Here is a 21,959-nt window from a genome sequence, read left to right as displayed (position 1 = left end):
TGCGGGCCGCATGTTGTGCTGCCTTGCCGTGACCTGCGCGGAGCCGTGACATCCGCCGGGGCGGCCCCACCTTGTCGGTGGCTGTCCCCGGGTCTATCCGGGCTGCAAAAGCGGGTGGATGCGCAGTGAGCATAACGGCGGATACCGGCCTTTCGGGCGCGGCCTGGAGCCCCACGGAACGCCGCACCCTGGGCGCCATCGGCGCCGCCCATGCGGTCAGCCATCTGCACATCCTGGTGCTGCCGCCGCTGTTTCCGCTGCTGCAGGCCCAGCTTGGCGTCGGCTTCGTGGAGCTGGGGCTGGCCATCACCCTGTTCAGCATCGTCTCCGCCTTCACCCAGGCGCCGATGGGTTTTCTCGTCGATCGGATCGGGCCACGGCGGGTATTGGCGGCGGGGCTGGTCGTCGGGGGCGCGGCCTTCACGCTGGTGGGCCTGTCGCCGAGCTATCCGATGGTGCTGCTGGCGGGGGCGCTCGCCGGGCTGGCCAATGCCGTCTACCACCCGGCGGACTACGCCATCCTCAACACCGCCATGGCCGGGCCGCGCATGGGGCGCGCCTTTTCGCTGCACACTTTTGCCGGTTTCGCCGGCGGGGCGGTGGCGCCCTTCCTGATGCTCGGGCTGGCGGCCTGGCTGGGGCTTTCCGGCGCGCTGATGGTGGCGGGGGGTATCGCCTGGCTGGTCGCGATCTGGGTGCTGGCGACCTGCCCGGCGGACCCGGTGAAGGGCGTGGCGCCGAAGCCCGTCGCCGGGCAGCAGACGCGCGTGCTGAACCCGGCCGTGCTGTCGCTCACCGGCTTCTTCGTGCTGATCGCGCTATCGGTCGGCGGCATGAACGCCTTCGCCATCTCGGCCCTGGTGGCCGCGGGCGGCATGAGCCTCGGCATGGCCTCCATCGCGCTGACGGCCCTGCTCTCCGGCTCGGCCGGCGGGGTGCTGCTCGGCGGGGTGCTGGCGGACCGGGCGAAGCGGCACGGGCTGGTGGCGATGGGCGGCTTCGGGATTGCGGGCGTTCTGACCATTGCCGTCGGATTGCTGGCCATGCCGGCCTGGCTGGTGGTGGGGGTGCTGGGGTTGGCCGGGGTGATGACCGGCCTCTGCATGCCGTCGCGGGACATGATGGTGCGCGCCGCGGCCCCGCCGGGCCAGTCCGGCGCGGTCTTCGGCGTAGTTTCCACCGGCTTCAACATCGGCGGCATGGTCGCGCCACCGGTCTTCGGCTGGCTTGTGGACAGTGGGCGGCCGGAGGCCGTGTTCCTGCTCGGCGGCGCCTTCATGCTGGCCACCGCGACGATGGCCCTGGTGCAGGAGCTGCGCCGCCCGGCGTGAGCCCAGGTCCGGGGTTCCAAGGGCCCACTGGCCCTTGGTGGGGAGAGCCCGAGAGGGGCAACGCCCCTCTCGGACCCCATCACCCGAAAAGCTTCGCCACCGCCGGATCGTGAAACCGCTGCACCTCGATCGCGTAGCCCGCCGGATCCTCGAAGAAGAAGTGCTCGCAATAGGTCCCACGCTGGATGGCCCCGAGCTTCGGCACGCCCGCCGCCACCAGCTTCGCATGCCAGCCCGCCACATCCTCCGCCACGATGGTCAGCAGCACGGCGCTGGTCGGCTGGTGTTTCAGATGGCCCTTGTTGCCATCGACAATGCCGAAATAGCTGCCCGGCGCGATGCGGTAGATGCGGGCCATGCCCTGATCCAGCACCAGTTCGAAGCCGAGCGTCTGCTCGTAGAAGGGAATCACCGCCGACAGGTCGGGGTAGTAGAAGAAGGTGATGGCGTAGCCGGGTGTCATGGGGAGGGTCCTCAAGCGGTCAACGCAGCATGGAGCGCGCCCTGCGCCGGTGCATAGGCGGCGCCAAAATGGTTCTGGCCAGGCAACACGAAGGTCTCGGCGCCGGTCGCCGCCGCCATCGCCTCCGACTGCCGGATGAATTCCGGACTTTCGTCAGTACCCCAGGCGAGGCGCAGCGGCGCATGGATGCGGGCGGCATGGCGGATCGGACTCAGTGCCAGGGCCTCCTCCGCCGTCAACTCCACATACAGCCGGCGGGCGGAGAGCAGCACCGGTTCCATGTCATAGACGCCGGACACCAGGGTGACACTCGCGAACGCCATCTCCGTGGCCAGCACGGCGGCCAGATGCGCGCCGGAGGAATGGCCCGACAGGTGGATCGGCCCGCGCGGCCGCAGCCAGGCGACGCAGGCGCGCAGCTCCGCCACCACATCCGGCAGGCGCCGGGCCGGCAGCAGGCTGAAATCCGGCACCGCCACCCGGAAGCCGGCGGCGCAGAAGGCCGGCGCCAGGAAGCCCGAATCATCCCGCCCCAGCGCCCGCCAGGCGCCGCCATGGATGTGCAGATGCACCCCGCGCGGCGCGCCCTGGGCGGGATAGAGGTCGCAGTCATGCGGGCCGTAGGACAGCGCCTGCGGCTTCAGCGCCGCGCGCGCGGCGGCGGTATCGGCACGGTAGCGCGCCAGCCAGGCGGCCATGTCCGGCGCCCAGACCCGCTGGTCATAGGCGGCATCCAGCCCCGCCTGATCGTAATCCCGCCAGACCTTGTCCATGCCACCCGGATCGCATGCCGCGTCGTCGCGGAAAAGCCCGCCCTCTTGCCGCATGCAACAACGCATGCGTTAATGCATGGGTGAATGCCCAAAGCCCCCTTCCGCCCCCACGCGGCGCGACCGCGGCGGAGACCGCCTATCAGCGGCTCAAGGCCCTGATCCTGGACAACCTGCTGCCTCCCGGCACCCAGCGGCTGGAGGCGGAGCTGGCCATGCAGCTCGGCCTGTCCCGCACCCCGGTGCGGGAGGCGATGCTGCGCCTGCAGCAGGATGGGCTGGTGACGGTCACGCCGCGCCACGGCATGCGGGTGCAGCCGATCTCGGCCGCTGACATGCGCGACATCTACGACGTGCTGGAAAGCCTGGAGCCCAAGGCCGCCGAACTCCTCGCCCGCCGCCGCCTTCCGGAGGCGGCGCTGCGGCCCCTGGCGGCGTCCTGCGACGCCATGGAAGCCGCCCTCGGCACCGGGGACCGCGTGGCCTGGGCGCGGGCGGATGAAGAATTCCATCTCGGCCTGGCCGAGCTTTGCGGCAATAGGCGGCTCTCCGCCATGGTGATGCAGGTCTGGGACCAGTCGCACCGGGCGCGGATGTTCACGCTGAACATGCGTCCCCTGCCGGAACGCTCCACCGCCGAACATCGCGCCACGCTGGTCGCCATCCGCGCCGGTGATGCCGATGGCGCGCGCGAGTTGTATCGCCAGCACCGCCAGCGCGGCGGCGCGGAACTCATCGACCTCATTGAACGGAGTGGCCTGGCATGGCTGTGACCTCGAACGCCGTCCGCATCGCCGTGATGCCGGGGGATGGCATCGGCGTGGAGGTGACGGAGGCCGCGTCCTTCGTCCTCGACCGCCTGGCGCGCCGCCACGGCCTCGGCATCACCACCGAAACCCTGCAGGCCGGCGCCTTCCTGTACCAGGAAACCGGCACGGCGATGACCGAGGACACGTTTCGCAAGGCCGAGGCCTGCGACGCCATCCTGCTCGGGGCGATGGGCTGGCCCGGCATCCGCTATCCGGACGGGACCGAGATCGCGCCACAGCTCGACCTTCGCTTTCGCCTGGGCCTCTATGCCGGCGTGCGGCCCATCCGCGCGATCCCGGGCGTGCCGCTCGCCCTGCGGGACGAACGTGCGGCCAAGATCGACATGGTGATCCTACGCGAAAGCACGGAAGGCCTGTTCTGGGCGCGCGGACGCGGCGAGATGATCGGGGACGCGGAAGCCCGCGACACCATGGTCATCACCCGCGCCACCACCGAACGCCTCGCCCGCTTTTCCTTCCGCCTGGCGCAGCGCCGCGCCGAACGGCTCGGCCGGTCGCAGACGGTGACGCTGGTGGACAAGGCGAATGTCTTCCTCAGCATGGCCTTCATGCGCCGCGTCTTCGGCGAGGTCGCGGCCGAATTCCCCGGCGTGCCGCATGCCAACCACTATATCGACGCCATGGCGCTCGACCTCGTGCGCCGCCCCTGGGACTTCGACGTGCTGCCGATGGAGAACATGTTCGGCGACATCATCTCCGACCTGGGCGCGGGGCTGATCGGCGGCATGGGCTATGCGCCCTCGGCCGATATCGGCGACACCCATGCGGTGTTCCAGCCGAGCCACGGCACGGGGCCGGACATCGCCGGCAAGGGCGTGGCCAACCCCACCGCCATGCTGCTCTCGGCCGCGCTGATGCTGGACTGGCTGGCGGTGCGCGGCGCCGGCCAGGCCTGGGCGGATGCGGCGACGGAGCTGGAGGCGGCGGTGGATGGCGCCTTCGCCGCCGGGCTGCGCACCGCCGAATTCGGCGGCGTGGGTACCAAGGACGTCACCAAGGCGGTGGCGGATCTCATTCCGGCCTGAGGGCGCCGCGCAACTCCACCCCATGCGGTGACTTAACGCCGCATGATTCAGCATGGACCCGGCGTCTGGGTGGGCGGTTTCGCGGAATGGGTGGCGGCCGGGCTGGAACTGGCCGGCATCCTCGCTTTGCTCGTCGGCGTCACCGCCACCACCCTTATCTTCATCCATCGCGGGCTGCGGAGCGGGGAGGGCTGGGCCTCGGCCTTCGTGCCCTATCGCGCCCATCTGGGCCGGGCGATCCTGATCGGCCTGGAACTGCTGGTCGCCGCCGACATCCTCCACACCGTCGCCGCGCCGATGACCTTCGAGACGGTGGCCACGCTGGGCATGATCGTGCTGATCCGGACCGTGCTCAGCCTGGCGCTGGAGGTGGAGATCGAGGGGCGCTGGCCCTGGCACCGGCATCCGGAGAAGCGGAAGGAGCACGGCTGAGCATGATGACCGCAACTGCGAAGGCACCGAAGGTCTGAATCATGCGATCAAACAAAAGGTCAGGGCGTGGGCGTGAACGAAGGTGAACGCATCACGCCCTGAACACCCGCCGCCGCTCCATCCCGGCATAGGTCAGGAAGGCCAGGCCGAGCCCCACGAAAACCATCACATCCAGCCAGATGGCGGGCCGCCCCAGCGGCGCATCGGGCCGCACCACCCACCAGAGATGCGCCCCCGACTGCACCAGCAGGAGCCAGCACACCGTCACCATGCGCCAGCGGCCATGGTCGGGCGGCGCGGCCAGGGCAATGGCCGCCAGCAGCGCCGGCAGGGCGATCCACATCTGCGCGGCACCGGCCCTGTCCAGACGGCGCAGGTACCAATCCGCCTCCTCCGGCAGGTCGGCCATCCAGACAGTGATGTACTGGGTGAAGAACAGCCACAGCATGGCCAGGCCGAGCATCAGCAGCGCGCGTTCCAGACCCGGCAGCGCCTCCGCATCCGGATGCTTTCGCGCCGCCAGGATGGCGGCCGAAAGACCCACTGCCAGCCCCTGCACGAACAACGAAAATCCCTGCAGGCTGGCATACCAGGCGGTGTCGCGGGACAGCACCAGGTCATAGGTCGCCAGCGTCGCCGTCGGCAGCAGCAGCGCCAGAGTCAGCGCGGAGATGCCACGCCGCGCGCTTTTGCCCAGTCCGGGCCAGGTCAGCGCCCAGCCCAGCGCCACCCAGATGGCCAGGCAGGCCAGGCCGCGCAGCCCAAAGGCCCAGGGTTGCAGCAGGGCGGCGGGCGGCCCTTCCAGGGTCTCGGGGCCAGCCCAGGGATACAGCAGTTGCGGCGCCAGCAGCACGGGCGCCAGCATCAGCGCCAACAGCGGCAGGCTGCGCGCGGCGGCTTCCAGCGGCGGGCGCACCGGCCGCAGCCAGTCCTCCCGCAGCAGATGGCCCAGCGCCAGCACGCCGAGCGCGCCGGCCCCCAGATGCAGCCAGAACAGCGCCGCCAGCAGCCAGGCCTCGGCCAAAGCCGGGTTGCCCAGCAGCACCACGCCGGCGGCGCCCAGCGCCACGGCCAGGGCTGCAAGCAGCCTCATGGCGCCAGCCCTTCGACAAAGCGGGCAATGGCCCAGCGATCGGCGGGTGTCAGCCGGTCGGCGAAGGGGTGCGCGCGGCCGCGATTCTCGGCGATCACGGCCATGGTCGCCTCCGCCGGGGCGGGCAGGCGGGGTGGGGCGGGAAAACCGCGCGACACCACGGGGCCGTCTCCGGCACCGGCCGGCCCATGGCAGGGGGCGCAGTAGATGGCGTAGCGGTCAGCGCCATGGGCCAGCAGTTCCGGCGCCGCCGCCGGTCCCGGCCCGGCCAGCGCCTGCCGCCGCGCCGCATCGCCCTGCGCCACGGCGCCCGGGGGTGGCGGCATGGGTGGTGGGGGCGGCGCGCTCGGCGTCCACCCGTCGCAGGCGGACAGGGCCAGCAGCAGGGGCAGCAGCCGCCTCATGCCTCCAGCTCCGCCACCGACAAGGGTTGGTGCCGGTTGAGCAGGTGCCGCGCCTCCCAGGCGCCGAGGCCAGGATCGCCGGTGAACAGACAGACGAAGAAGCGATCCTCGCTGGCGCGGCCAAAGCCCGGCGCGGCGAAGACCGGGTGGTGCAGACGTGGCAGGCGGTTCAGCGCCAGCATGCCCAGCAGCGCGCCCGCCGCCGCCCACAGGATACCGACGATGGTGGTGGCCGGCAGGAAGGCCGGCAGCGCATGCAGCGGCCTGCCGCCGATATTGATGGGATAGGCCTGCACGCTGAGCCACCATTGCGTGCCATAGGCCAGCACCGCGCCGAACAGCCCGGCGGCCAGCGCGATCCAGGCGACGCGCGCGCCATTCACCCCCAGCAGCGCGGCGGCCTCCGGCACCGGGAAGGGCGCATAGGCGTCCAGCCGCCGCCAGCCGGCCTCACGCGCCGCGCGCAGCGCCGCGACCATCGCATCCGGATCGTCGAAGGTGGCGATCACGCCGATCGGGCCAGGCCTGGTCATGGCACATCCGCCTCGCTTTCCTCGTGCCGCGTCTCGTACATCGACACCACGGGGACGAAGCGCGCGAAGGCCAGCATCAGCAGGGCGAAGAGCCCGACGCTGCCGGCCAGCAGAGTCCATTCCGGCACGGTCGGCGCATAAAGCGGGCCGACGCGCGGCAGATGGTCCCGCAGCAGCCCGCCCGTCACCAGGGAGAAGCGGTCCAGCCACACCCCCGCCGCCGCGCCGATGCCGATCGGCACCACCCAGATCGCGCGCAGCCGCAGCGCCGGCAGCCACAGCAGTTGCGGCACCAGCACCACCAGCACCGCCCCGCCCCAATACAGCCCGGCATAGGCGCCGAAGGCGCGCGCGGCGATGGCCTGGCGCGTCACCTGATCCTCCAGCAACGCCACGAGCAGGCCCTCGGCATAGACATAGCCGCAGGCCAGCGCCGCCGCGGCGGTCAGCTTGCCGAGCAGATGCATGTCCTCGTCATCGATGTAGTGGCCCAGCCCCAGCCCGCCGCGCAGCAGCGCCGCCAGCGCCAGCACCACCCCGAGGCCGGAGGGTATGCCGGTGGCCACGATATGCAGCGGCACGCGGGCCTGGTGCCATTCCGGCACCAGCGTGGTGGCGAATTCCAGCGCCACGATGGTCTGTGCGGAGACCAGCATCGGCAGCACCATCGCGGCCACGATGCGATAGGCCGCCTGGTGCCGCGCCCAGTGCCGCACCGATCCGCGCCAGCCCAGCGCCACCACGCCATAGATACGCGCGACCCCGCGGCGCCCCTTGGCGGCGGCGCGGTCGCGCATGGTGCCGAGATCCGGGATCAGGCCCGTGTACCAGAACAGGCCGGTGACCACGACATGGGACATGATCCCCCAGAAATCCCAGACCAGCGTGCTGCGGAAATTCGGCCAGACCTGGAATGTCGCCGGATAGGGAAAGGTCCAGTAGAACAGCCAGGGCCGGCCGAGATGCAGGATCGGATAGATCGCCGCCGCTGCCACCGCCGCCAGCGCCGCCGCCTCCGCGAAGCGGTTCACCGAGGTGCGCAGCCCGTGCTTGCGCAGCACCAGCACCACCGCGAACAGGCTTGCGGCATTGGCGATGCCGATCCACCAGACATAGTTGATGAGGTCGAAGCCCCAGACGAAGGGGATGTTCGTGCCCCACAGCACCGTGCCCTGCAGCAGCAGCGCCACCACCGCATAGGCCAGCAGCAGGGTCAGGAACCCGGCGCCGGCCACCGCGAAGGCGAAGCGCCAGCCGAAATCCGACCGCAGCGGCGTATCGGAGACCGGGCGCGTGCTGAACTCGCTCATGCCCCAGGTACCAGCCGCGCGAGATAGGTGGTGCGTGGCCGCGTATCGAGGTTGCCGAGCAGTGCGTAATTGCGCGCCTCCGCCTTGGCGCGGGAAACGTCGCTGTCAGGATCGTTGATGTCGCCAAAATGGATGGCGCGGGTGGGGCAGGCGCTCTGGCAGGCCGTCACGATCTCGCCGTCGCGCAATGCGCGACCTTCCTGCCGTGCACTGTCCTGCGCGCCCTTGATGCGGTGCTGGCAATAGGTGCATTTCTCGATCACGCCGCGCGGCCGCACCGGCACGTCCGGGTTGCGCACCGGCACCGCGCCGGCCTCCCGCGCATAGCCCGCCCAGTTGAATTTCCGCACTTTGTAGGGGCAGTTGTTGGAACAGGTGCGCGTGCCGATGCAGCGCGGATAGACCATCAGGTTCAGCCCCTCATGGTCATGCACCGTCGCATTGACGGGGCAAACCACCTCGCAGGGCGCCTTTTCGCAATGCATGCAGGGGACGGGCTGGAAATCGACGCTCGGCGCCTCCTCCGGCCCAGTCGGCACGCGGTCGACTCGCAGCCAGTGCATCATGCGGCCCCGCGCCGCTTCCTCCGGCCCCACCACCGGCGTGTTGTTCTCCGCCTGGCAGGCGACGACGCAGGCATTGCAGCCGATGCAGGTGTCGAGGTCGATCGCCATGCCCCAGGCCGCGCCGGGATAGGTCCAGTCGGGATAGAGCGAGCGCGTCGGCGGCAGCGGCGGCACCGCCTCGCCCGGCGCGAGCCGCCGCACGCGCGGCGCATCGCCCGCCATGGCCTGGTCCGGCAACCGCGCCTCCCATGCGGCGCCGGAGGTCGCGCGCAGCGTCACACCCTCCGCCACCCAGGGGTTTGCCGCCTCGCGCAGGCGATAGGCGTCGAGCCCGATGCCCGCCGGCACGCCGCCCGCCGCGCGCCGCCCGCCGCCGAGCGGCAGCGTCACCGCCCCCGGCGCCTGGCCGGGCATGACCAGCATCGGCGCCCGCAGGGTCCGGCCACTGATGAAAATCTCCACCTCCGCCCCATCGGTGAGGCCCGCCGCCCGCGCATCCTGCGGCGCCACCAGCACCGCCTGGCCCCAGGCGACTTGCCCCAATTGGCGCGGCAATTCCTGCAACCAGGCCTCGCTGGCGAAGCGTCCGTCCCAGAGGTTCGGGTCCGGCGCGAAGACCGCCACCAGCCCCTGCGGCACGGGCGCAGGCGTTGGCATGTCGGCATCGTTGCGAAGGGCCTGGGGGGCCGGCGCGCTATCCGCCACCACCCCTTCCTCCAGCGCCGCAAGCCAGCGCGCTTCGAAGTCGGCCTCGCCCCAGCCGGCGCGCCAGGTCTCGCGCAGCAGGGCCTGGTCGTCGCCCGGGATGCCCGCGAGCCGCGCCAGCACCACCTCCGCCGCCACCGCCTGCTCCACCAGCGGGCGGGTCGCGGGCTGGCGCAAAGCGGCGGTGCCGTCGAAGGCGCGGCTGTCGCCCCAGCTTTCCAGCGGATGGCGCAGCGGCAGATGCCAGGCGCAGGACAGCGCCGTCTCATCCACCTGCACGCCCAGATGCACGCTATGCGGCACGCGGCGCAGCAGCGCGGAAAAATCCAGATCGGCGGGGGCGTCGAAGACCGGGTTGGCGTCCAGGATCAGCAGATGGGTGACACGGTCGATCTCCGCCGCCAGCTCCGCCAGCGTGCCAGCTTCCGGCGCCGCGCGTGGGTCGGGGATGGCGGGCAGTTCGACGCCGAGCGCGGCGTTCATCGCCTGCGCCAGAAGATGCACCTCCACCGGCAGGCCGCGCCCGGCCAGCACCAGCGCCTCCGGCCCCGCGGCGCGCAGGGCGGCGGCCAGGCCGCGCGCCTCGGGATGGGTGGCGCCCGCCGCCGCCGCGACCCCCAGCTCCGCCGCCACGGCCCGCGCCAAGGCGGCAATGCCAGCGGGGGGCAGGGGCAGCAGGCGGTCGGCCTTGGCGCCGGTCAGGCAGGGGGAGGTCTCGGCCACCAGCAGCGCCGGCAGCCGCCCGGCCTCCCGCCCCGCGCGCCGCGCCTCCGCCCATTGCCGCGCCCAGGCAAGCTGCGCCGGACCCGGCCCGAGCGGATCGGCACCCAGCGCCAGCACGCAGCGCACTCGGGCAAAGTCGGGCAGCGGCAGCATCACACCTGCCGCCGCATCGGCCAGCGGCGCGTGCACATGCCAGCGCGCGCCGGGCCATTGCGCCAGCAGCGCCGCGATCAGCCGCCGCTGGGTGGGGGAGGCGATGGGGCCGGTGACCAGCCGAAACCCCTCCCCACCCCGCGCCGCCAGCGCCGCGCGCTGTTCCGCCAGGAAGGTCGTGAAGACGCCGGCATCGCGCAGCGCCTGCCCGTCCCGCCGCAGCCGCCGCGACCGTGCCGGATCATGCAGCCCGAGCACCGCCGATTCCAGAAAGATGTCGGTGGCGCCGAGGCTGGCCGGATGGCGCGGATTGCCCTCGATCTTGATGGCGTGGCCGCCGCGCGTGTGCACCATCACGCCGCGCCCGAACCCGTCGAGGTCCAGCACCGTGGCATAGCTGCGTGGCCCGGCATCGGCGCCCCGCGCCGGGGCATAGAGCGGACTGCCGAATTCCGCCGGCGCGCCATCGCAGCCCGCCGCCGCGGCCAGGGCCAGGGAGGCTCCGGCCGCGCGCAGCACGCTGCGCCGCGCGGGGTCGGGCAGCGGCAGGGCGTCGGGTGGGGTCATGGGGGCGGCGGCTCCATCGTTCCAGGCCTACGCGGCAGCGCCGCTTCGGTTCCCCGGCGCTGCAACCGCGATGGGCCTTTCCACGTTGCCCCGGCATGAAAGTGACATCGCCCCTGCTGGCCTGCGCCACCCTGCTGCTGGCCGCCTGTGGCGAGCCCGCCCCACCCGCCGAATTGGAGGTGGCCGGGGCCGATGCGACGCGGGGCAAGGCCGTGATGGTCCAGTATGGCTGTGGCGCCTGCCATGTGATTCCGGGCGTGCCCGGCGCCGTCGCCTGGGTCGGCCCGCCGCTGATGGAATGGTCGCGGCGCAGCTACATCGCCGGGCGCCTGCCCAATGCGCCGGCGCATCTGGCGGCCTTCCTGCGGAACCCCAATGCCGTCTCCCCCGGCACGGCGATGCCGGCGCTGGGCCTCAGCCAGGCCGAGGCGCGGGATGCCGCAGCCTACCTGTACACGCTGGGCCGCGCGCAGCAGGTGCCGCCCGGGCAGCCGATGGCGGAAGGGGAGGCCGGGACGCTGCCGGAACCGCGCATCCGCCCGCGCCGCGATGCCCTGGCCGAGCCGCGCCCGCGCGGTCAATAACCCACGCCGCAGGCCGGCAGCACCATCGCCGGCGCGGCCTGCAGCAGCACGGCCGCCACCGCGTAGAAGCTGGTGGCGGCGGTGAACCACAGGGTGAAGCGGGGCTCCGTCTCCCCGCCCTCCACCACCGGCCGGCCCAGGCCGCGCAGCGTGAAGCGCAGCACCAGCGCCAGGGGCAGCAGGATCGCCAGTGTGGCGAGGCCGATCATCACCGGCACCCAGGGCAGGCCGAACAGCAGCGCATCCTCCCGCCCCCTTTCGCAGGCAAAGGCGGTGATGGCGTAGATGGCGGTGAAATGCAGCGCCCACAGAACCAGCCCGGCCGCGCCGGCGAAGACCGTGGCGGCGTGGCGCGGGGGAGGGATGATACGCGTGGTCATGGCAGCAGCCTCGGGAAGCCGTGCAGCAACACCAGGCCGACCATGCCCTGGCCGATGGTGTACAGCCAGAACAGCCGGATGTTGTCCAAGGTCAGCCGCCGCTGGCCACCCAGCCTGCCGGTCAGGGACCGCGCCAGGGTGTAGAAGCCCATCAGCACCCCAATGGCGACATGCGCCGCCTGCCAGACGAACAGCCCCCAGGCGGAAGCGCCGTAGGCATGCACGGTCGGCCAGATCGGCCCCTGCCACAGCGCCCAGCCATCGGACATCAGCCCGCCCGCCAGCAGCGCCACGCCGGCCAGCAGGGCCAGCCGATGCGTCCAGCCGCGGCCATCGCCCAGCGTCCAGGCCGCCACCGTCACGCTCAGCCCCGCCCCGGCATACATCGCGAAGGCACCAAGACCCCATTCCAGCGCGGGAAGCCCCAAGCCGGGCGGCGGCCACATCCCCTCCCCATTCACCAGCCACAGGAACAGGTAGCTGCCGATCAGGCAGGCATAGGCGGTGCCGCTGACAAGCATCACGCAGATCATCGCCCACCAGGAGGCGGTGACCGGCCCCGTCGCATGGGTCGGCAGCACGATGCCGCCGCCGATATCGGCCTCCGCCGGCCCGACCGGTCCGAAGTCGGAGCCCGTCCAGAGCCAGCCGATGAAGCCCACCAGCGCCAGCAGCCCGAAGACCGCCGCGGCGATCAGGAAGGGGGCCACCAGCGACAGGAAGAAGAAGGCGGTGCCGCCGGCCGCCAGCACGTGCCACCAGCCCGGCCCGCCGACGAAGGCGATGTATTGCGGCGTGGCCTCGGCCGGGCTGCTGATCAGTGCCTCACGCCGACCTGTCGCGGTGAAGGGGAAGTAATGGGCGCCGGCCTCCACCTGGGGCTTCAGTTGAGGGTTGTGCCATAGCGGGTAGCGGTCCTGCACCAGCGGAATGCTGCGCAGCCCGTATTCCGGCCCGGACAGCCATTCCATCGTGCCGGCGCGCCAGGGGTTGTCCTGGCGGTTCGCATTGCCGCCGATCCGAAAATTCTTCACCACATCCAGCAGCAGCACGAAGGCCCCGGTCGCGAACATCGCCGCGCCGATCGAGGAGATCAGGTTGTGCAGCTCCAGCCCGAAGCCCGTGGGATAGGTGTAGATGCGGCGCGGCATGCCCATCAGCCCGCTGATATGCATCGGGAAGAAGGTGACATTGGTGCCGAGGAACAGCAGCCAGAAGGCCGTCTTTCCCAGCCGTTCCGACAACTGGCTGCCGACCGAAGGCGCCCAGTAGTACAGCGCCGCGAACAGGGGAAAGACCATGCCGCCGATCAGCACGTAGTGCAGATGCGCGACGATGAAATAGGTGTCGTGCGCCTGCCAGTCGAAGGGGGTGACGGAAACCATCACGCCGGTCAGCCCGCCGATGACGAAGATGAACAGGAAGCCCAGGATGAACAGCGCCGGCGTGCTGAACTGGATGCGCCTGCCGGCCCGCGCGAAGGTCGCGATCCAGACGAAGACCTGGAGGCCCGAGGGGATGGAGACGGCGAAGCCTGCCGCGGCGAAGAAGGACAGCGACAGCGGCGGAATGCCTGTCGTGTACATGTGGTGGACCCACAGCCCGAAGCTGAGGAAGCCGGTGCCCACCAGCGCCGCCACCACCATCGAATAGCCAACCAGTCGCGCACCCGCCATCGCCGGCACGATCATGGAGACCATGCCGGCCGCCGGCAGGAAGATCACATAGACTTCCGGATGGCCGAAGAACCAGAACAGATGCTGCCACAGCATCGGGTCGCCGCCCCGTTCCGGCAGGAAGAAGGGCCAGTCGAAGGCGCGTTCCAGCTCCAGCAGGGTGGAGGCGATGATGACGGCGGGGAAGGCGAAGATCACCATGGTGGCGAAGATCAGAATCGCCCAGGCATAGATCGGCATGCGCCCCAGCGTCATGCCCGGCGCGCGGCAGCGCAGGATGCCGACGATCAGCTCGATGGCGCCCGCAATCGCCGAGATCTCGATGAAACCGATGCCCAGCAGATACATGTCCGTGTTGATGCCGGGCGAGAAGGCCTTGCTGGTCAGGGGCGGGTACATGAACCAGCCGCCGTCTGGCGCGATGCCGAACAGCAGGCTGGCGTAGAAGATCAGCCCGCCGACCAGGTAGATCAGGAAGGAAAAGGCGCCGAGCCGCGGGAAGGGCAACTCCCGCGCGCCGATCATGCCCGGCAGCAGCGCGATCGCCACCGCTTCCACCGCCGGCACGGCGAACAGGAACATCATCACCGTGCCATGCATGGTGAAGACCTGGTTGTAGGTGTCCGGGTCCACCAGCGTCAGCCCGGGGAAGGCGAGTTGCGCCCGGATGATGAGGCCCAGTATGCCGGCCAGCAGGAAGAACAGCAGCGCCGTGGCGACAAACATCGGCCCGACGACGCTGTTGTTCACCTCGCTGATCAGGCGCCAGCCCTTCGGCATGCGCCAGACATGCTTCAGCGCCTCCAGCTCCCCCGCCGGACGCGGCAGGGTGTTGGGGGTCTCGACCGGGCTGATGCTCACCGCAGCGACTCCAGCCAGATGGAAACGGCGAGAAGATCCGTGCTCTCCAGCACGCGGCCATAGGCCGGCATGGCATTGCCCGGCTTGATGTCCTGCGCGCCGGCGATCCAGCCGGCCAGCGTGCCGCGATGCGTTTCCATCATCCCCGCCCCGATGCTCAGCCGGGAGCCCACGCGCGAAAGGTCTGGCCCCAGCCGGCCCTGCCATTCCGTGCCGCGCACCGTGTGGCAGGCGCCGCAGCCGGCCTCGCCGAAGACCTGCCGGCCGCGCGCCTGTTCCTCCGTCGCGGGTTCCGGCACGGGCGCGCGTTGCCGCGCCAGCCAGGCATCGAATTCCGCGGGTTCCTGGGCCACCGCCCAGAAGGCCATGAAGGTGTGCTGCACGCCGCAATATTCGGTGCATTGGCCGCGCATGGCGCCGGGGCGATCCGCGCGCACGCGCTGGCGGTTCACCCGGCCCGGGATCATGTCCATCTTGCCGTGCAGATTCGGAATCCACAGGCTGTGGATGACGTCGCCGGAGGACAGCAGCAGCTCCACCTCCCGCCCCACCGGAAGGTGCAGCTCATTGGCGGTGACCGCGCCTTCGCCTGCATCGGGGTAGCGCACCTCCCACCAGTATTGCCGACCGATCACCTCGATGCGCAGCGGGTCGTCGCTGCCCGGCAGCACCACGGCACGAGAGACGCCAAGGCTGTAGACCAGCAGGGCCAGCAGCGTGACGGTGGGGAAGACGATGCCGCCGCCGATGACGAAGCCGCGCGTGCCCATCGCCTGGCGTGCGCGGGCCGGGGCGAAGAGCGCATAGGCCAGCAGCCCCATCACCAGCGCGAAGATCGCCGTGCCGCCGATGAACAGCACCCAGCTCAGCACGGCGATGCGCGCCGCCTGGTCGCCCCAGGGGTGGAGCGGCGTCTGCACGCCGCTGCACGCGCCCAGGCCCAGCAGCACCAGATATGGCGCGGTTCGACGCATCCCAGTCCCCCATCCGTCGGACGGGCAACGCGCTGTGCCCAGAACGGTTCCGCCTAAGGGTGGCCGTTCACCGATGGCAGGTCGAACAGCTCGTCAGTGGCGAAATCTCGACACCCAACTGCGCATGCCGCGCCGCCGCCTCCGGCGCCGCGTCACGGTGGCAGTCCAGGCACCAGCCCATCGACTGCGTCTCGGCCTTCACCGTGCGCGCCATGGTCTCGACCGGCCCGTGGCACTGCGCGCAGGTCAGGCCGGCGCCGATATGCGCGGCGTGCTGGAATCGCACATGTTCCGGCAGCCGGTGGACGGAGGCCCAGGTGACGGGCGTGCCCAGCGTCAGCGCCGTCTCCAGCGGGGCGAATTGCGCGGTGACGTTCCAGACCTGGCTGTGGCAGCCGAGGCAGGTCTCGGCGGAGGGCATGCCGGCATTGGCGGAAGTCTCCACGCCAGCATGGCAGAAGCGGCAATCCAGCCCGATCTGGCCGGCATGGATGGCGTGGCTGAAGGGAATGGGCTGCGCCGCCGGCGTGCCGACGCCCCATGTCCCATCCGAACGCGCCACCGCGAAGGCGACCGTGCCCGCCAGCACCAGCGCCGCCGCGACCACCACCATGATGCCGCGCAGCTTCCGGTCGGCGCCGGGGGAGAACAGGGGCTTCATGCGATATCCTTGCCGGCCAGCCGCGTCATGGCGTCGCGCAGGCTGCCGGCGGCCTCATTGAAGTCCGCCCAGGGATCGGCCGGCAGCTTGCCCTGCATCAGGTCAGCCAGGCGCCAGCCCGCGGGGTCCAGCCCCTTCTTCACCGCCGACCAGGGGATCGGCCGGGCCACCGGCGCACCAGGCCGGCCGCGGGGGGACCAGGAGGCGACGGCGGTGGAAAGCCGGTCGTTGCGCAGGTAATCCAGGAAGATGCGCCCCTTGCGGGCCTTCTTCGCCAGGGTGGTGGTGTAGCGATCCGGCTCGTCCCGCCGCAGCATCTCGCAGACAAGGCGCGCGAAAGCCTTGGCCGCCTTCCAGTCCGGGCTTTCGCCGCGCTTCGGCGGCGCCAGCGGCACCACCAGATGCAGGCCCTTGCCGCCGGTGACGCGGGCGAAGGGCGTCAGGCCGATGGCGCGCAGCCTCTCGCGCAGGGCCCTGGCGCCGTCCAGCACCCGGTCGAAGCCCACGCCCTCATCCGGATCGAGGTCGAAGACCAGCCGTTCCGGCACTTCGGGCGTGTCGGCGAGCGCGCCCCAGGGGTGCAACTCCACGGCCGATATCTGTGCCAAGGCCAGCAGCCCCGCCGCATCGTCGATGCGCATATAGGGCCGCGCCTGGCCGGCGATGGTGACGGCGCCGATCAGCGGCGACTGGCCGTTCATGGCATGGCGCTGGAAGAACAGCTCTTCCGAGATTCCGTCCGGCGCCCGCAGCAGGGACAGCGGGCGGCCGGCGACGTGTTCCAGGATATGATCGGCAAATCGGGTAAAATAGGCGGCGAGGTCTGCCTTGGTCAAAGCGGGGCTGTGCTCCGTGGCCGGCCACAGCACGCGATCCGGATTGGTCAGGCCCGGTGTCGCCTTGGCACGTTTCGGCGCGGCGGGCGGTGGCGCCGGTTCGGGGGGCGGCGTGACGGTCTTGGCAGGCTTGTCCTCGCGCAGGCCCTGGAAGCTGGCATGGCGCAGGATGCCCTCCTCGGTCCAGCCGCCATAGGCGACCTCCGCCACCAGCGCCGGCTTCACCCAGACCACATCGCTGGTCTTGGCCGGCTGCCGGCCGGCGAAGGGGGTGGTCCGCCGGTGCAGCGGCTTCATCCGCCGCAGCAGGTCCGCCGCAACCCTGGCCGGGAAGCCGGTGCCGACGCGGCCGAGATAGGTCAGCTTGCCATCCCGCCAGGCGCCCACCAGCAGCGCGCCGAGGCCGTTCCGGCCCTGCCCCTCCGAGTATCCGCCGATCACCACCTCGTCCCGCCCCCGGCATTTGGCCTTGGTCCAGGAATCCCCGCGGCCGGAGGCATAGGGCGCGTCGCGCCGCTTGGAGACGATGCCCTCCATGTCCAGCCGGCAGGCGGAGGCCAGCACCGCATCGCCCGGCGCCGGGAAATGGTCGAGAAACCGCAGCACCGCGCTTCTGGCGGGCAGCAGCCTGCGCAGCGCCTGCTTGCGGGCCTCCAGCGGCCGCGCACGCAGATCGCTGGTGCCGTCATGCAGCAGGTCGAAGGCGAAGAAGACCAGCTTTGCCGCCCGCATCCCCGACAGCACCGCCTGAAGCGTCGAAAAATCCGGCTGGCCCTTCGCGTCCAGCGCCGCCGCCTCCCCGTCGATCACCGCATCGGGCAGGCCGGCGGCGGCCTTGGCGATGTCGGGAAAGCGTTCGGTCCAGTCGAGGCCGGTGCGGGTCCGCAGCGTGACCTTGCCGCCCTCGATGCGGAGTTGCAGGCGGTAGCCGTCGATCTTCAACTCATGCAGCCAGTTCTCGCCGCGCGGCGGGGTCGAGACCAGGCGGCAGAACTGCGGCGCCACGAAGCGTGGCAGCGTGCCGGCCGGGGCCGCGGGTGGGGCCTTGGGGGTGGTCTTGGCGGCGGCCTTGGGCCGGGTCTTGAGTGGCGGCGCATCGCCCTTGGCGATCTGCGCCAGGGTGCGGCCGCTGGCGATGGAGGTCTCCGCCCGCAGCACGGCATCGCCCTCGCCGGGCGTCGCCATGCTGTCCTTCTCCTTGATGAGCAGCCAGTTGTTGCGCGGCTCCGGCTTCGCCCCCCGCGGCTTCATCCGCACCAAAACGAAGCCGCCGCGCAGCCTTTCGCCCGCGACCACGAATTTCAGCTCGCCCTTGGCGAGGTCGGCATCGACGCTGTCCGGGTTCAGCGGCGCCCAGAAGCCCCGGTCAAAGATCTGCACCGTGCCGCCACCGTAATCGGGTTTCGGGATGGTACCCTCGAAACAGCCATAGTCGATCGGATGGTCCTCCACCTCCACCGCCAGGCGCTTGTCGGCGGGATCGAGGGAGGGGCCGCGGGTGACGGCCCAGGATTTCAGCACGCCACCCCATTCCAGCCGCAGGTCGTAATGCAGCCGGCGCGCGTCATGGCGATGCACGATGAAGGCCAGGCGTTCGCCGGCCACGCCCGGCGCACCCTCCGGCTCCCGGCTCCGCCGGAAGTCGCGTTTGGCGCGATAGGGCGCCAGGCGATCGGGCGCGCTGGCCCCCATCAGCGAGAAGCGGCGCGCTTGCGCGGCGGCGCCTTCTTCGGGGGCGCCTTGGGCGGTGTCTTCTTCGGCGCGGGCTTCGCCTTCGCGGCCGGCTTCGCCTTCGCCGCGACGCGTTTCGCGGGCTTGTCCGACGACCCTTCCAGACTGCGCCGCAGCGCCTCCATCAGGTCGATCACATTGTCCTCGCGCGGTGGCGCGGATTTGGTGCCGCCGCCATCGCCGTCGCGCTTGCTGGCGATCAGCGCGCGCAGCGCTTCCTCGTAGCGATCGGTGAACTCGGAGGGCTCGAACGACCCCTGCTTCTGCGCGATGATGCGTTCCGCGATCTCGATCATGCCCGCATCGGCCTTGCGGTTCGGAATGTCCTCGAACAGCTCGTCGGAGGCGCGCACCTCGTCATGGGTGCGCAGCGTGGTCAGCAGCATGCCGACCTCGCGTGGCTCGATGGCGACGATACGTTCACGGGTTCCCATCACGACGCGGGCCAGCGCCACCTTACCGGCGCTCTCCATCGCCGTGCGGATCACCACGAAGGCGTCCACGCCCGCCTTGCCATCGGGCACCAGGTAATAGGGGTCATTCCAGAAGATGCGGTCGATTTCCGCCGCATCGACGAAGCGTTCGATGTCGATGCTGCGGGTCGATTCCAGGCGGACGGATTTGATCTCATCATCCGTCAGCAGGATGTATTCGTCCTTCTCGATCTCGAAGCCGCGCACGAGGTCCTTGCGCTCCACCTCCTCCCCATCCGCATCGAAGGTCTTGGTGCGGATGCGGTTGCCCGTTTCCGGGTTGATGAGGTGGAAGCGCACGTCATGCGCGCTGGTCGTCGCCGGAAACAACGAGACGGGGCAGGCGACCAGCGACAGCCGCAGATGCCCGTTCCAGCTCGGCCGCGCCGCCATCGCCCCGTCCCCTTTTCGCTCAGGCCGCCTTCAGCGCTTCCTTGTGGATGGTCTTCACCGCCATCTGCGTCAGCAGCTTGTCCGCGGCCTTTTCCTGGTCCAGCGTCGCCTTCAGCAGGGCGACGATCTCCGCCTTCTTCTGCGCCTCCGCCCAGGCCATCAGCGTGCCGTAGCGGGCCATCTCGTAATGCTCCACGGCCTGGCCGCAGGCGATCAGCCCGGCATCGCGCACGGCGCTCGGCTCGGTCGCGTCTTCCAGCAGTTCCTCGCATTCCTGGATCAGGCCCTGGATGGCCTCGCAGGTCTTGCCCTGGGCGCGCTTGCCGAGGATCTGGAACACCTCCTGCAACCGCTCCACCTGGCCCTCCGTCTCCTCGCGGTGATCCAGGAAGGCCTGCTTCAGCGTCTCATTCTGGGCGGCACGCGCCATCTTGGGCAGCGCCTTCAGAATCTGCCGCTCGGCGTAGTAAATGTCCTTGAGCGTCAGCAGGAACAGGTCATCCATCGTTTTCATGGCGCATCTCCGTGGGCCGGCCGCGTCCTGTGGCCGCGCTGGCTTCCAAACGCCGCCGCGCCGCGGAGTTTCGCCCGCCTGCCGAAGATTCCGCCTGCGGACCCGGATGCAACCCTGATCCGCGGCGCCGGTTGATCCCGCACCACGCCAGGAGGGCGAGATCCATGCCCGATGAATCGAAGACCCTGCAACCGCCCCAGCACCAGACGCACCAGCCGGGGCTGGAGACGGAGATGACGCCGCGCCCCCGCTCCGTCATGGAAGGCTGGCGTGCCGCCAGCAAGCTGGAAGGCCGCACAGCCCTTATCAGCGGCGGCGATTCCGGCATCGGTCGGGCGGTGGCCATCGGCTTCGCCAAGGAGGGTGCCGATGTGGTGATCCTGCACAAGGAGGAACCGCAGGACGCCGAGGAAACCCGCGCCCATGTCGAGGCCGCCGGCCGCCGCTGCGCGGTGATCGCGGGCGATATCGGCGACGCCGCCTTCTGCCGCGATGCCGTCGAACAGGCCGCACGCTTCCTCGGTGGCCGCATCGACATCCTGGTGAACAACGCCGCCGAGCAGCATCCCTGCAAGGACTTTGCCGAAATTCCCGAGGCGCAGGTGGAACGCACCTTCCGCACCAATATCCTCGGCATGATGTGGCTGACCAAGGCGGCGCTGCCGCATATGCGGGAGGGGTCTTCGATCATCAACACCACCTCCATCACCGCCTATCAGGGCAGTGCGGAGCTGATCGACTATGCCTCCACCAAGGGGGCCATCGTTGGCTTCACCCGCAGCCTGGCCAAGGCTCTTTGGCCGCAGCGGCGCATCCGGGTGAACGCGGTGGCGCCCGGGCCGATCTGGACGCCGTTGATCCCGGCCTCCTTCGATGAGGAACGCACGGCGCAGCACGGCGCGGCGACGCTGCTGGAACGCGCGGGCCAGCCGGATGAGGTCGCACCCGCCTTCCTGTTCCTGGCCGCGGAACAGGACAGTTCCTATTTCACCGGCCAGGTGCTGCATCCGAATGGGGGGACCGTCGTCAATGCCTGACCAAAAGCCTGTCGCCGAGGGCGATAGCGGCACCGGCATTCCGGCCGGCACCGCGCGTGACGGCACGGAGACCCGCCCCGACATCGGCGGCACTGCCAGCGGCCGCCGCCAGTTGAAGAAGGCGGAGCAGAAGCCGGGCGAAACACTGTCCCCCGAGGCCGGCGGCGGCGCGGGCGCCGGGCGGCACTGGCCCGGGGATTCCTGATCTCAGCGGCAGGCGCGCCAGGGCCCCATGTCGAAGTGGAAATGGTCGCGATGGGCAGCGTTGTACTCCGGCCCCAGCACGGCGCGGTAGAAGCCGCAGGCGCCATCGCGCAGTTCGCGCAGGAAGGCGGCCTCCGTCCCGCCGCTGCCCCAGTGCCGCAGCAGGGTGACCTGGCGCCCATCCCGCAAGGTGAAGCCAGCGATGTCGATGGCATTCGCCGTGGCGTGCTGGCTGCGGCGCCCGCTGGCACGGTGATAGACATTGCGGCAGTTCTGCGTGCCCAGGTGCCGGACAGCGGCGACCTCGCTGCCCAGATGTCGGCGCGCGGCCGGCTGCATGACATGCGTCTCGAACAGCAGCCAGGCTGCGGCGACGCGGCAGGTGGTTACGGGTGACGCGGGGGTGACGCGGCTGGCATTGGGCAGCCGCACCGCATTCTCCAGCGCGCAGCCGATATCGGAAGGCCGGTCCGCCACCCGCTGCACCGTCAGGCCGCTGCTCTCCAGCGCCGCCAAACAGGCCTGCGGCTGGATCGCCAACCGCCGCAGCTTCACGCCCGTCATCAGATTGGGCGAAGCGGTGACATCCAGCGGCGCGCGAGGGTCCCATTCCGGCGGCAGGTGCCGCAGGCCGAGGAATGTCCCCCCGGCCAGAAGGCCGAGCACGACCAGCCACCGCAAGGCCCGCATGGTTCAGCTTCGACGAAGGGGAGAGGTGGGGCGCGTCATC

Annotated in this window: 22 protein-coding genes; 7 read left to right on the top strand and 15 right to left on the bottom strand. The window is 70.7% G+C overall.

Translation table 11 applies throughout. The features are described 5' to 3' along the window. The first annotated feature begins 125 nt into the window (after positions 1-125). The gene (locus tag JJQ90_RS13160) at positions 126-1,331 is read left to right on the top strand and encodes an MFS transporter (RefSeq protein WP_216876058.1); all 1,206 of its coding nucleotides are present in this window, start codon (positions 126-128) and stop codon (positions 1,329-1,331) included. Between the two features lie 79 nt (positions 1,332-1,410). Here the strand turns inward: JJQ90_RS13160 and JJQ90_RS13155 are convergent, their stop codons facing one another. Together JJQ90_RS13155 and JJQ90_RS13150 are read right to left on the bottom strand one after the other, a co-directional pair. Beyond that, positions 1,411-1,794, bottom strand: a complete 384-nt coding sequence (locus JJQ90_RS13155; RefSeq protein WP_216876056.1) for a VOC family protein — start codon at positions 1,792-1,794, stop codon at positions 1,411-1,413. An 11-nt stretch (positions 1,795-1,805) separates the two neighbouring features. Beyond that, positions 1,806-2,567, bottom strand: a complete 762-nt coding sequence (locus tag JJQ90_RS13150; protein WP_216876054.1) for an alpha/beta hydrolase — start codon at positions 2,565-2,567, stop codon at positions 1,806-1,808. An 80-nt stretch (positions 2,568-2,647) separates the two neighbouring features. On the opposite strand from JJQ90_RS13150, the gene JJQ90_RS13145 reads away from it, so the two are divergent. Genes JJQ90_RS13145 through JJQ90_RS13135 form a run of 3 tightly spaced genes read left to right on the top strand, consistent with a single transcriptional unit; the run spans position 2,648 to position 4,851 of the window. After that, the gene (locus JJQ90_RS13145) at positions 2,648-3,337 is read left to right on the top strand and encodes a GntR family transcriptional regulator (protein WP_329959438.1); all 690 of its coding nucleotides are present in this window, start codon (positions 2,648-2,650) and stop codon (positions 3,335-3,337) included. Next, the gene (locus JJQ90_RS13140; protein WP_216876050.1) at positions 3,328-4,419 is read left to right on the top strand and encodes an isocitrate/isopropylmalate dehydrogenase family protein; all 1,092 of its coding nucleotides are present in this window, start codon (positions 3,328-3,330) and stop codon (positions 4,417-4,419) included. Before JJQ90_RS13145 ends, JJQ90_RS13140 begins: the two co-directional genes overlap by 10 nt. 42 nt (positions 4,420-4,461) lie before the next feature. Beyond that, positions 4,462-4,851, top strand: coding sequence for a DUF1622 domain-containing protein (locus JJQ90_RS13135; protein WP_216876048.1), 390 nt, complete (start codon positions 4,462-4,464; stop codon positions 4,849-4,851). Between the two features lie 91 nt (positions 4,852-4,942). On the opposite strand, the gene JJQ90_RS13130 is transcribed toward JJQ90_RS13135, so the two are convergent. Genes JJQ90_RS13130 through JJQ90_RS13110 form a run of 5 tightly spaced genes read right to left on the bottom strand, consistent with a single transcriptional unit; the run spans position 4,943 to position 10,905 of the window. Then, complete coding sequence (locus tag JJQ90_RS13130; protein ID WP_216876046.1) at positions 4,943-5,944, bottom strand: hypothetical protein; 1,002 nt, start codon at positions 5,942-5,944, stop codon at positions 4,943-4,945. Then, positions 5,941-6,348, bottom strand: coding sequence for a c-type cytochrome (locus JJQ90_RS13125; protein WP_216876045.1), 408 nt, complete (start codon positions 6,346-6,348; stop codon positions 5,941-5,943). Before JJQ90_RS13125 ends, JJQ90_RS13130 begins: the two co-directional genes overlap by 4 nt. Beyond that, positions 6,345-6,881 carry a DUF3341 domain-containing protein gene (locus tag JJQ90_RS13120; protein ID WP_216876044.1) on the bottom strand — a complete coding sequence of 179 codons (537 nt, stop codon included), beginning with the start codon at positions 6,879-6,881 and terminating at the stop codon, positions 6,345-6,347. The genes JJQ90_RS13125 and JJQ90_RS13120 overlap by 4 nt, the downstream gene beginning before the upstream one ends. Continuing rightward, positions 6,878-8,191, bottom strand: a complete 1,314-nt coding sequence (gene nrfD / locus JJQ90_RS13115) for an NrfD/PsrC family molybdoenzyme membrane anchor subunit (RefSeq protein WP_216876042.1) — start codon at positions 8,189-8,191, stop codon at positions 6,878-6,880. The genes JJQ90_RS13120 and nrfD overlap by 4 nt, the downstream gene beginning before the upstream one ends. Beyond that, on the bottom strand, positions 8,188-10,905 hold the full coding sequence (locus JJQ90_RS13110; protein ID WP_216876040.1) for a 4Fe-4S dicluster domain-containing protein: 2,718 nt from the start codon (positions 10,903-10,905) through the stop codon (positions 8,188-8,190). The genes nrfD and JJQ90_RS13110 overlap by 4 nt, the downstream gene beginning before the upstream one ends. Positions 10,906-11,000: 95 nt before the next feature. Here JJQ90_RS13110 and JJQ90_RS13105 point away from each other — a divergent pair, with 95 nt between their 5' ends. Further along, a complete protein-coding gene (locus tag JJQ90_RS13105; RefSeq protein ID WP_216876038.1) occupies positions 11,001-11,489 on the top strand; it encodes a c-type cytochrome in 489 nt (162 codons plus the stop codon). Here JJQ90_RS13105 and JJQ90_RS13100 read toward each other — a convergent pair. The 7 genes from JJQ90_RS13100 to JJQ90_RS13070 all read right to left on the bottom strand — a co-directional run bounded on the left by JJQ90_RS13100 (position 11,483) and on the right by JJQ90_RS13070 (position 19,988). Further along, positions 11,483-11,869, bottom strand: coding sequence for a hypothetical protein (locus JJQ90_RS13100; protein ID WP_216876036.1), 387 nt, complete (start codon positions 11,867-11,869; stop codon positions 11,483-11,485). The two genes, JJQ90_RS13105 and JJQ90_RS13100, sit on opposite strands and share 7 nt — an antisense overlap. Beyond that, a complete protein-coding gene (locus JJQ90_RS13095) occupies positions 11,866-14,406 on the bottom strand; it encodes a cbb3-type cytochrome c oxidase subunit I (protein WP_329959437.1) in 2,541 nt (846 codons plus the stop codon). The genes JJQ90_RS13100 and JJQ90_RS13095 overlap by 4 nt, the downstream gene beginning before the upstream one ends. Further along, complete coding sequence (gene coxB, locus JJQ90_RS13090; protein WP_216876034.1) at positions 14,403-15,380, bottom strand: cytochrome c oxidase subunit II; 978 nt, start codon at positions 15,378-15,380, stop codon at positions 14,403-14,405. Before coxB ends, JJQ90_RS13095 begins: the two co-directional genes overlap by 4 nt. 67 nt (positions 15,381-15,447) lie before the next feature. Continuing rightward, positions 15,448-16,041 (bottom strand): cytochrome c3 family protein, encoded by a 594-nt coding sequence (locus JJQ90_RS13085; RefSeq protein WP_216876032.1) that lies wholly within the window; start codon positions 16,039-16,041, stop codon positions 15,448-15,450. Beyond that, positions 16,038-18,569 (bottom strand): DNA ligase D, encoded by a 2,532-nt coding sequence (ligD, locus tag JJQ90_RS13080; RefSeq protein WP_216876030.1) that lies wholly within the window; start codon positions 18,567-18,569, stop codon positions 16,038-16,040. The genes JJQ90_RS13085 and ligD overlap by 4 nt, the downstream gene beginning before the upstream one ends. After that, a complete protein-coding gene (gene ku / locus JJQ90_RS13075) occupies positions 18,569-19,474 on the bottom strand; it encodes a non-homologous end joining protein Ku (protein WP_216876028.1) in 906 nt (301 codons plus the stop codon). Before ku ends, ligD begins: the two co-directional genes overlap by 1 nt. A 19-nt stretch (positions 19,475-19,493) precedes the next feature. Beyond that, complete coding sequence (locus JJQ90_RS13070; RefSeq protein WP_216876026.1) at positions 19,494-19,988, bottom strand: YciE/YciF ferroxidase family protein; 495 nt, start codon at positions 19,986-19,988, stop codon at positions 19,494-19,496. Between the two features lie 164 nt (positions 19,989-20,152). Between JJQ90_RS13070 and JJQ90_RS13065 the strand changes: the two genes are divergently transcribed. Further along, positions 20,153-21,025, top strand: coding sequence for an SDR family oxidoreductase (locus JJQ90_RS13065; RefSeq protein ID WP_216876024.1), 873 nt, complete (start codon positions 20,153-20,155; stop codon positions 21,023-21,025). Next, positions 21,018-21,230, top strand: a complete 213-nt coding sequence (locus tag JJQ90_RS13060) for a hypothetical protein (protein ID WP_216876022.1) — start codon at positions 21,018-21,020, stop codon at positions 21,228-21,230. The genes JJQ90_RS13065 and JJQ90_RS13060 overlap by 8 nt, the downstream gene beginning before the upstream one ends. 2 nt (positions 21,231-21,232) lie before the next feature. On the opposite strand, the gene JJQ90_RS13055 is transcribed toward JJQ90_RS13060, so the two are convergent. Further along, complete coding sequence (locus JJQ90_RS13055; protein WP_216876020.1) at positions 21,233-21,919, bottom strand: extensin-like domain-containing protein; 687 nt, start codon at positions 21,917-21,919, stop codon at positions 21,233-21,235. Positions 21,920-21,959: the final 40 nt, after the last annotated feature.

This window comes from Falsiroseomonas oleicola (genome assembly GCF_019029495.1).
Classification (GTDB): Bacteria; Pseudomonadota; Alphaproteobacteria; order Acetobacterales; family Acetobacteraceae; genus Falsiroseomonas; species Falsiroseomonas oleicola.
This window is presented reverse-complemented; position numbering and strand designations above follow the sequence as displayed.

Coding starts and splice junctions, on each gene's coding strand:
- JJQ90_RS13155 (WP_216876056.1), bottom strand. CDS start 1,794: ATGACACCCGGCTACGCCATCACCTTCTTCTACTACCCCGACCTGTCG.
- JJQ90_RS13150 (WP_216876054.1), bottom strand. CDS start 2,567: ATGGACAAGGTCTGGCGGGATTACGATCAGGCGGGGCTGGATGCCGCC.
- JJQ90_RS13140 (WP_216876050.1), top strand. CDS start 3,328: ATGGCTGTGACCTCGAACGCCGTCCGCATCGCCGTGATGCCGGGGGAT.
- JJQ90_RS13135 (WP_216876048.1), top strand. CDS start 4,462: ATGATTCAGCATGGACCCGGCGTCTGGGTGGGCGGTTTCGCGGAATGG.
- JJQ90_RS13130 (WP_216876046.1), bottom strand. CDS start 5,944: ATGAGGCTGCTTGCAGCCCTGGCCGTGGCGCTGGGCGCCGCCGGCGTG.
- JJQ90_RS13125 (WP_216876045.1), bottom strand. CDS start 6,348: ATGAGGCGGCTGCTGCCCCTGCTGCTGGCCCTGTCCGCCTGCGACGGG.
- JJQ90_RS13120 (WP_216876044.1), bottom strand. CDS start 6,881: ATGACCAGGCCTGGCCCGATCGGCGTGATCGCCACCTTCGACGATCCG.
- nrfD (WP_216876042.1), bottom strand. CDS start 8,191: ATGAGCGAGTTCAGCACGCGCCCGGTCTCCGATACGCCGCTGCGGTCG.
- JJQ90_RS13110 (WP_216876040.1), bottom strand. CDS start 10,905: ATGACCCCACCCGACGCCCTGCCGCTGCCCGACCCCGCGCGGCGCAGC.
- JJQ90_RS13105 (WP_216876038.1), top strand. CDS start 11,001: ATGAAAGTGACATCGCCCCTGCTGGCCTGCGCCACCCTGCTGCTGGCC.
- JJQ90_RS13100 (WP_216876036.1), bottom strand. CDS start 11,869: ATGACCACGCGTATCATCCCTCCCCCGCGCCACGCCGCCACGGTCTTC.
- coxB (WP_216876034.1), bottom strand. CDS start 15,380: ATGCGTCGAACCGCGCCATATCTGGTGCTGCTGGGCCTGGGCGCGTGC.
- JJQ90_RS13085 (WP_216876032.1), bottom strand. CDS start 16,041: ATGAAGCCCCTGTTCTCCCCCGGCGCCGACCGGAAGCTGCGCGGCATC.
- ligD (WP_216876030.1), bottom strand. CDS start 18,569: ATGGGGGCCAGCGCGCCCGATCGCCTGGCGCCCTATCGCGCCAAACGC.
- ku (WP_216876028.1), bottom strand. CDS start 19,474: ATGGCGGCGCGGCCGAGCTGGAACGGGCATCTGCGGCTGTCGCTGGTC.
- JJQ90_RS13070 (WP_216876026.1), bottom strand. CDS start 19,988: ATGAAAACGATGGATGACCTGTTCCTGCTGACGCTCAAGGACATTTAC.
- JJQ90_RS13065 (WP_216876024.1), top strand. CDS start 20,153: ATGCCCGATGAATCGAAGACCCTGCAACCGCCCCAGCACCAGACGCAC.
- JJQ90_RS13060 (WP_216876022.1), top strand. CDS start 21,018: ATGCCTGACCAAAAGCCTGTCGCCGAGGGCGATAGCGGCACCGGCATT.
- JJQ90_RS13055 (WP_216876020.1), bottom strand. CDS start 21,919: ATGCGGGCCTTGCGGTGGCTGGTCGTGCTCGGCCTTCTGGCCGGGGGG.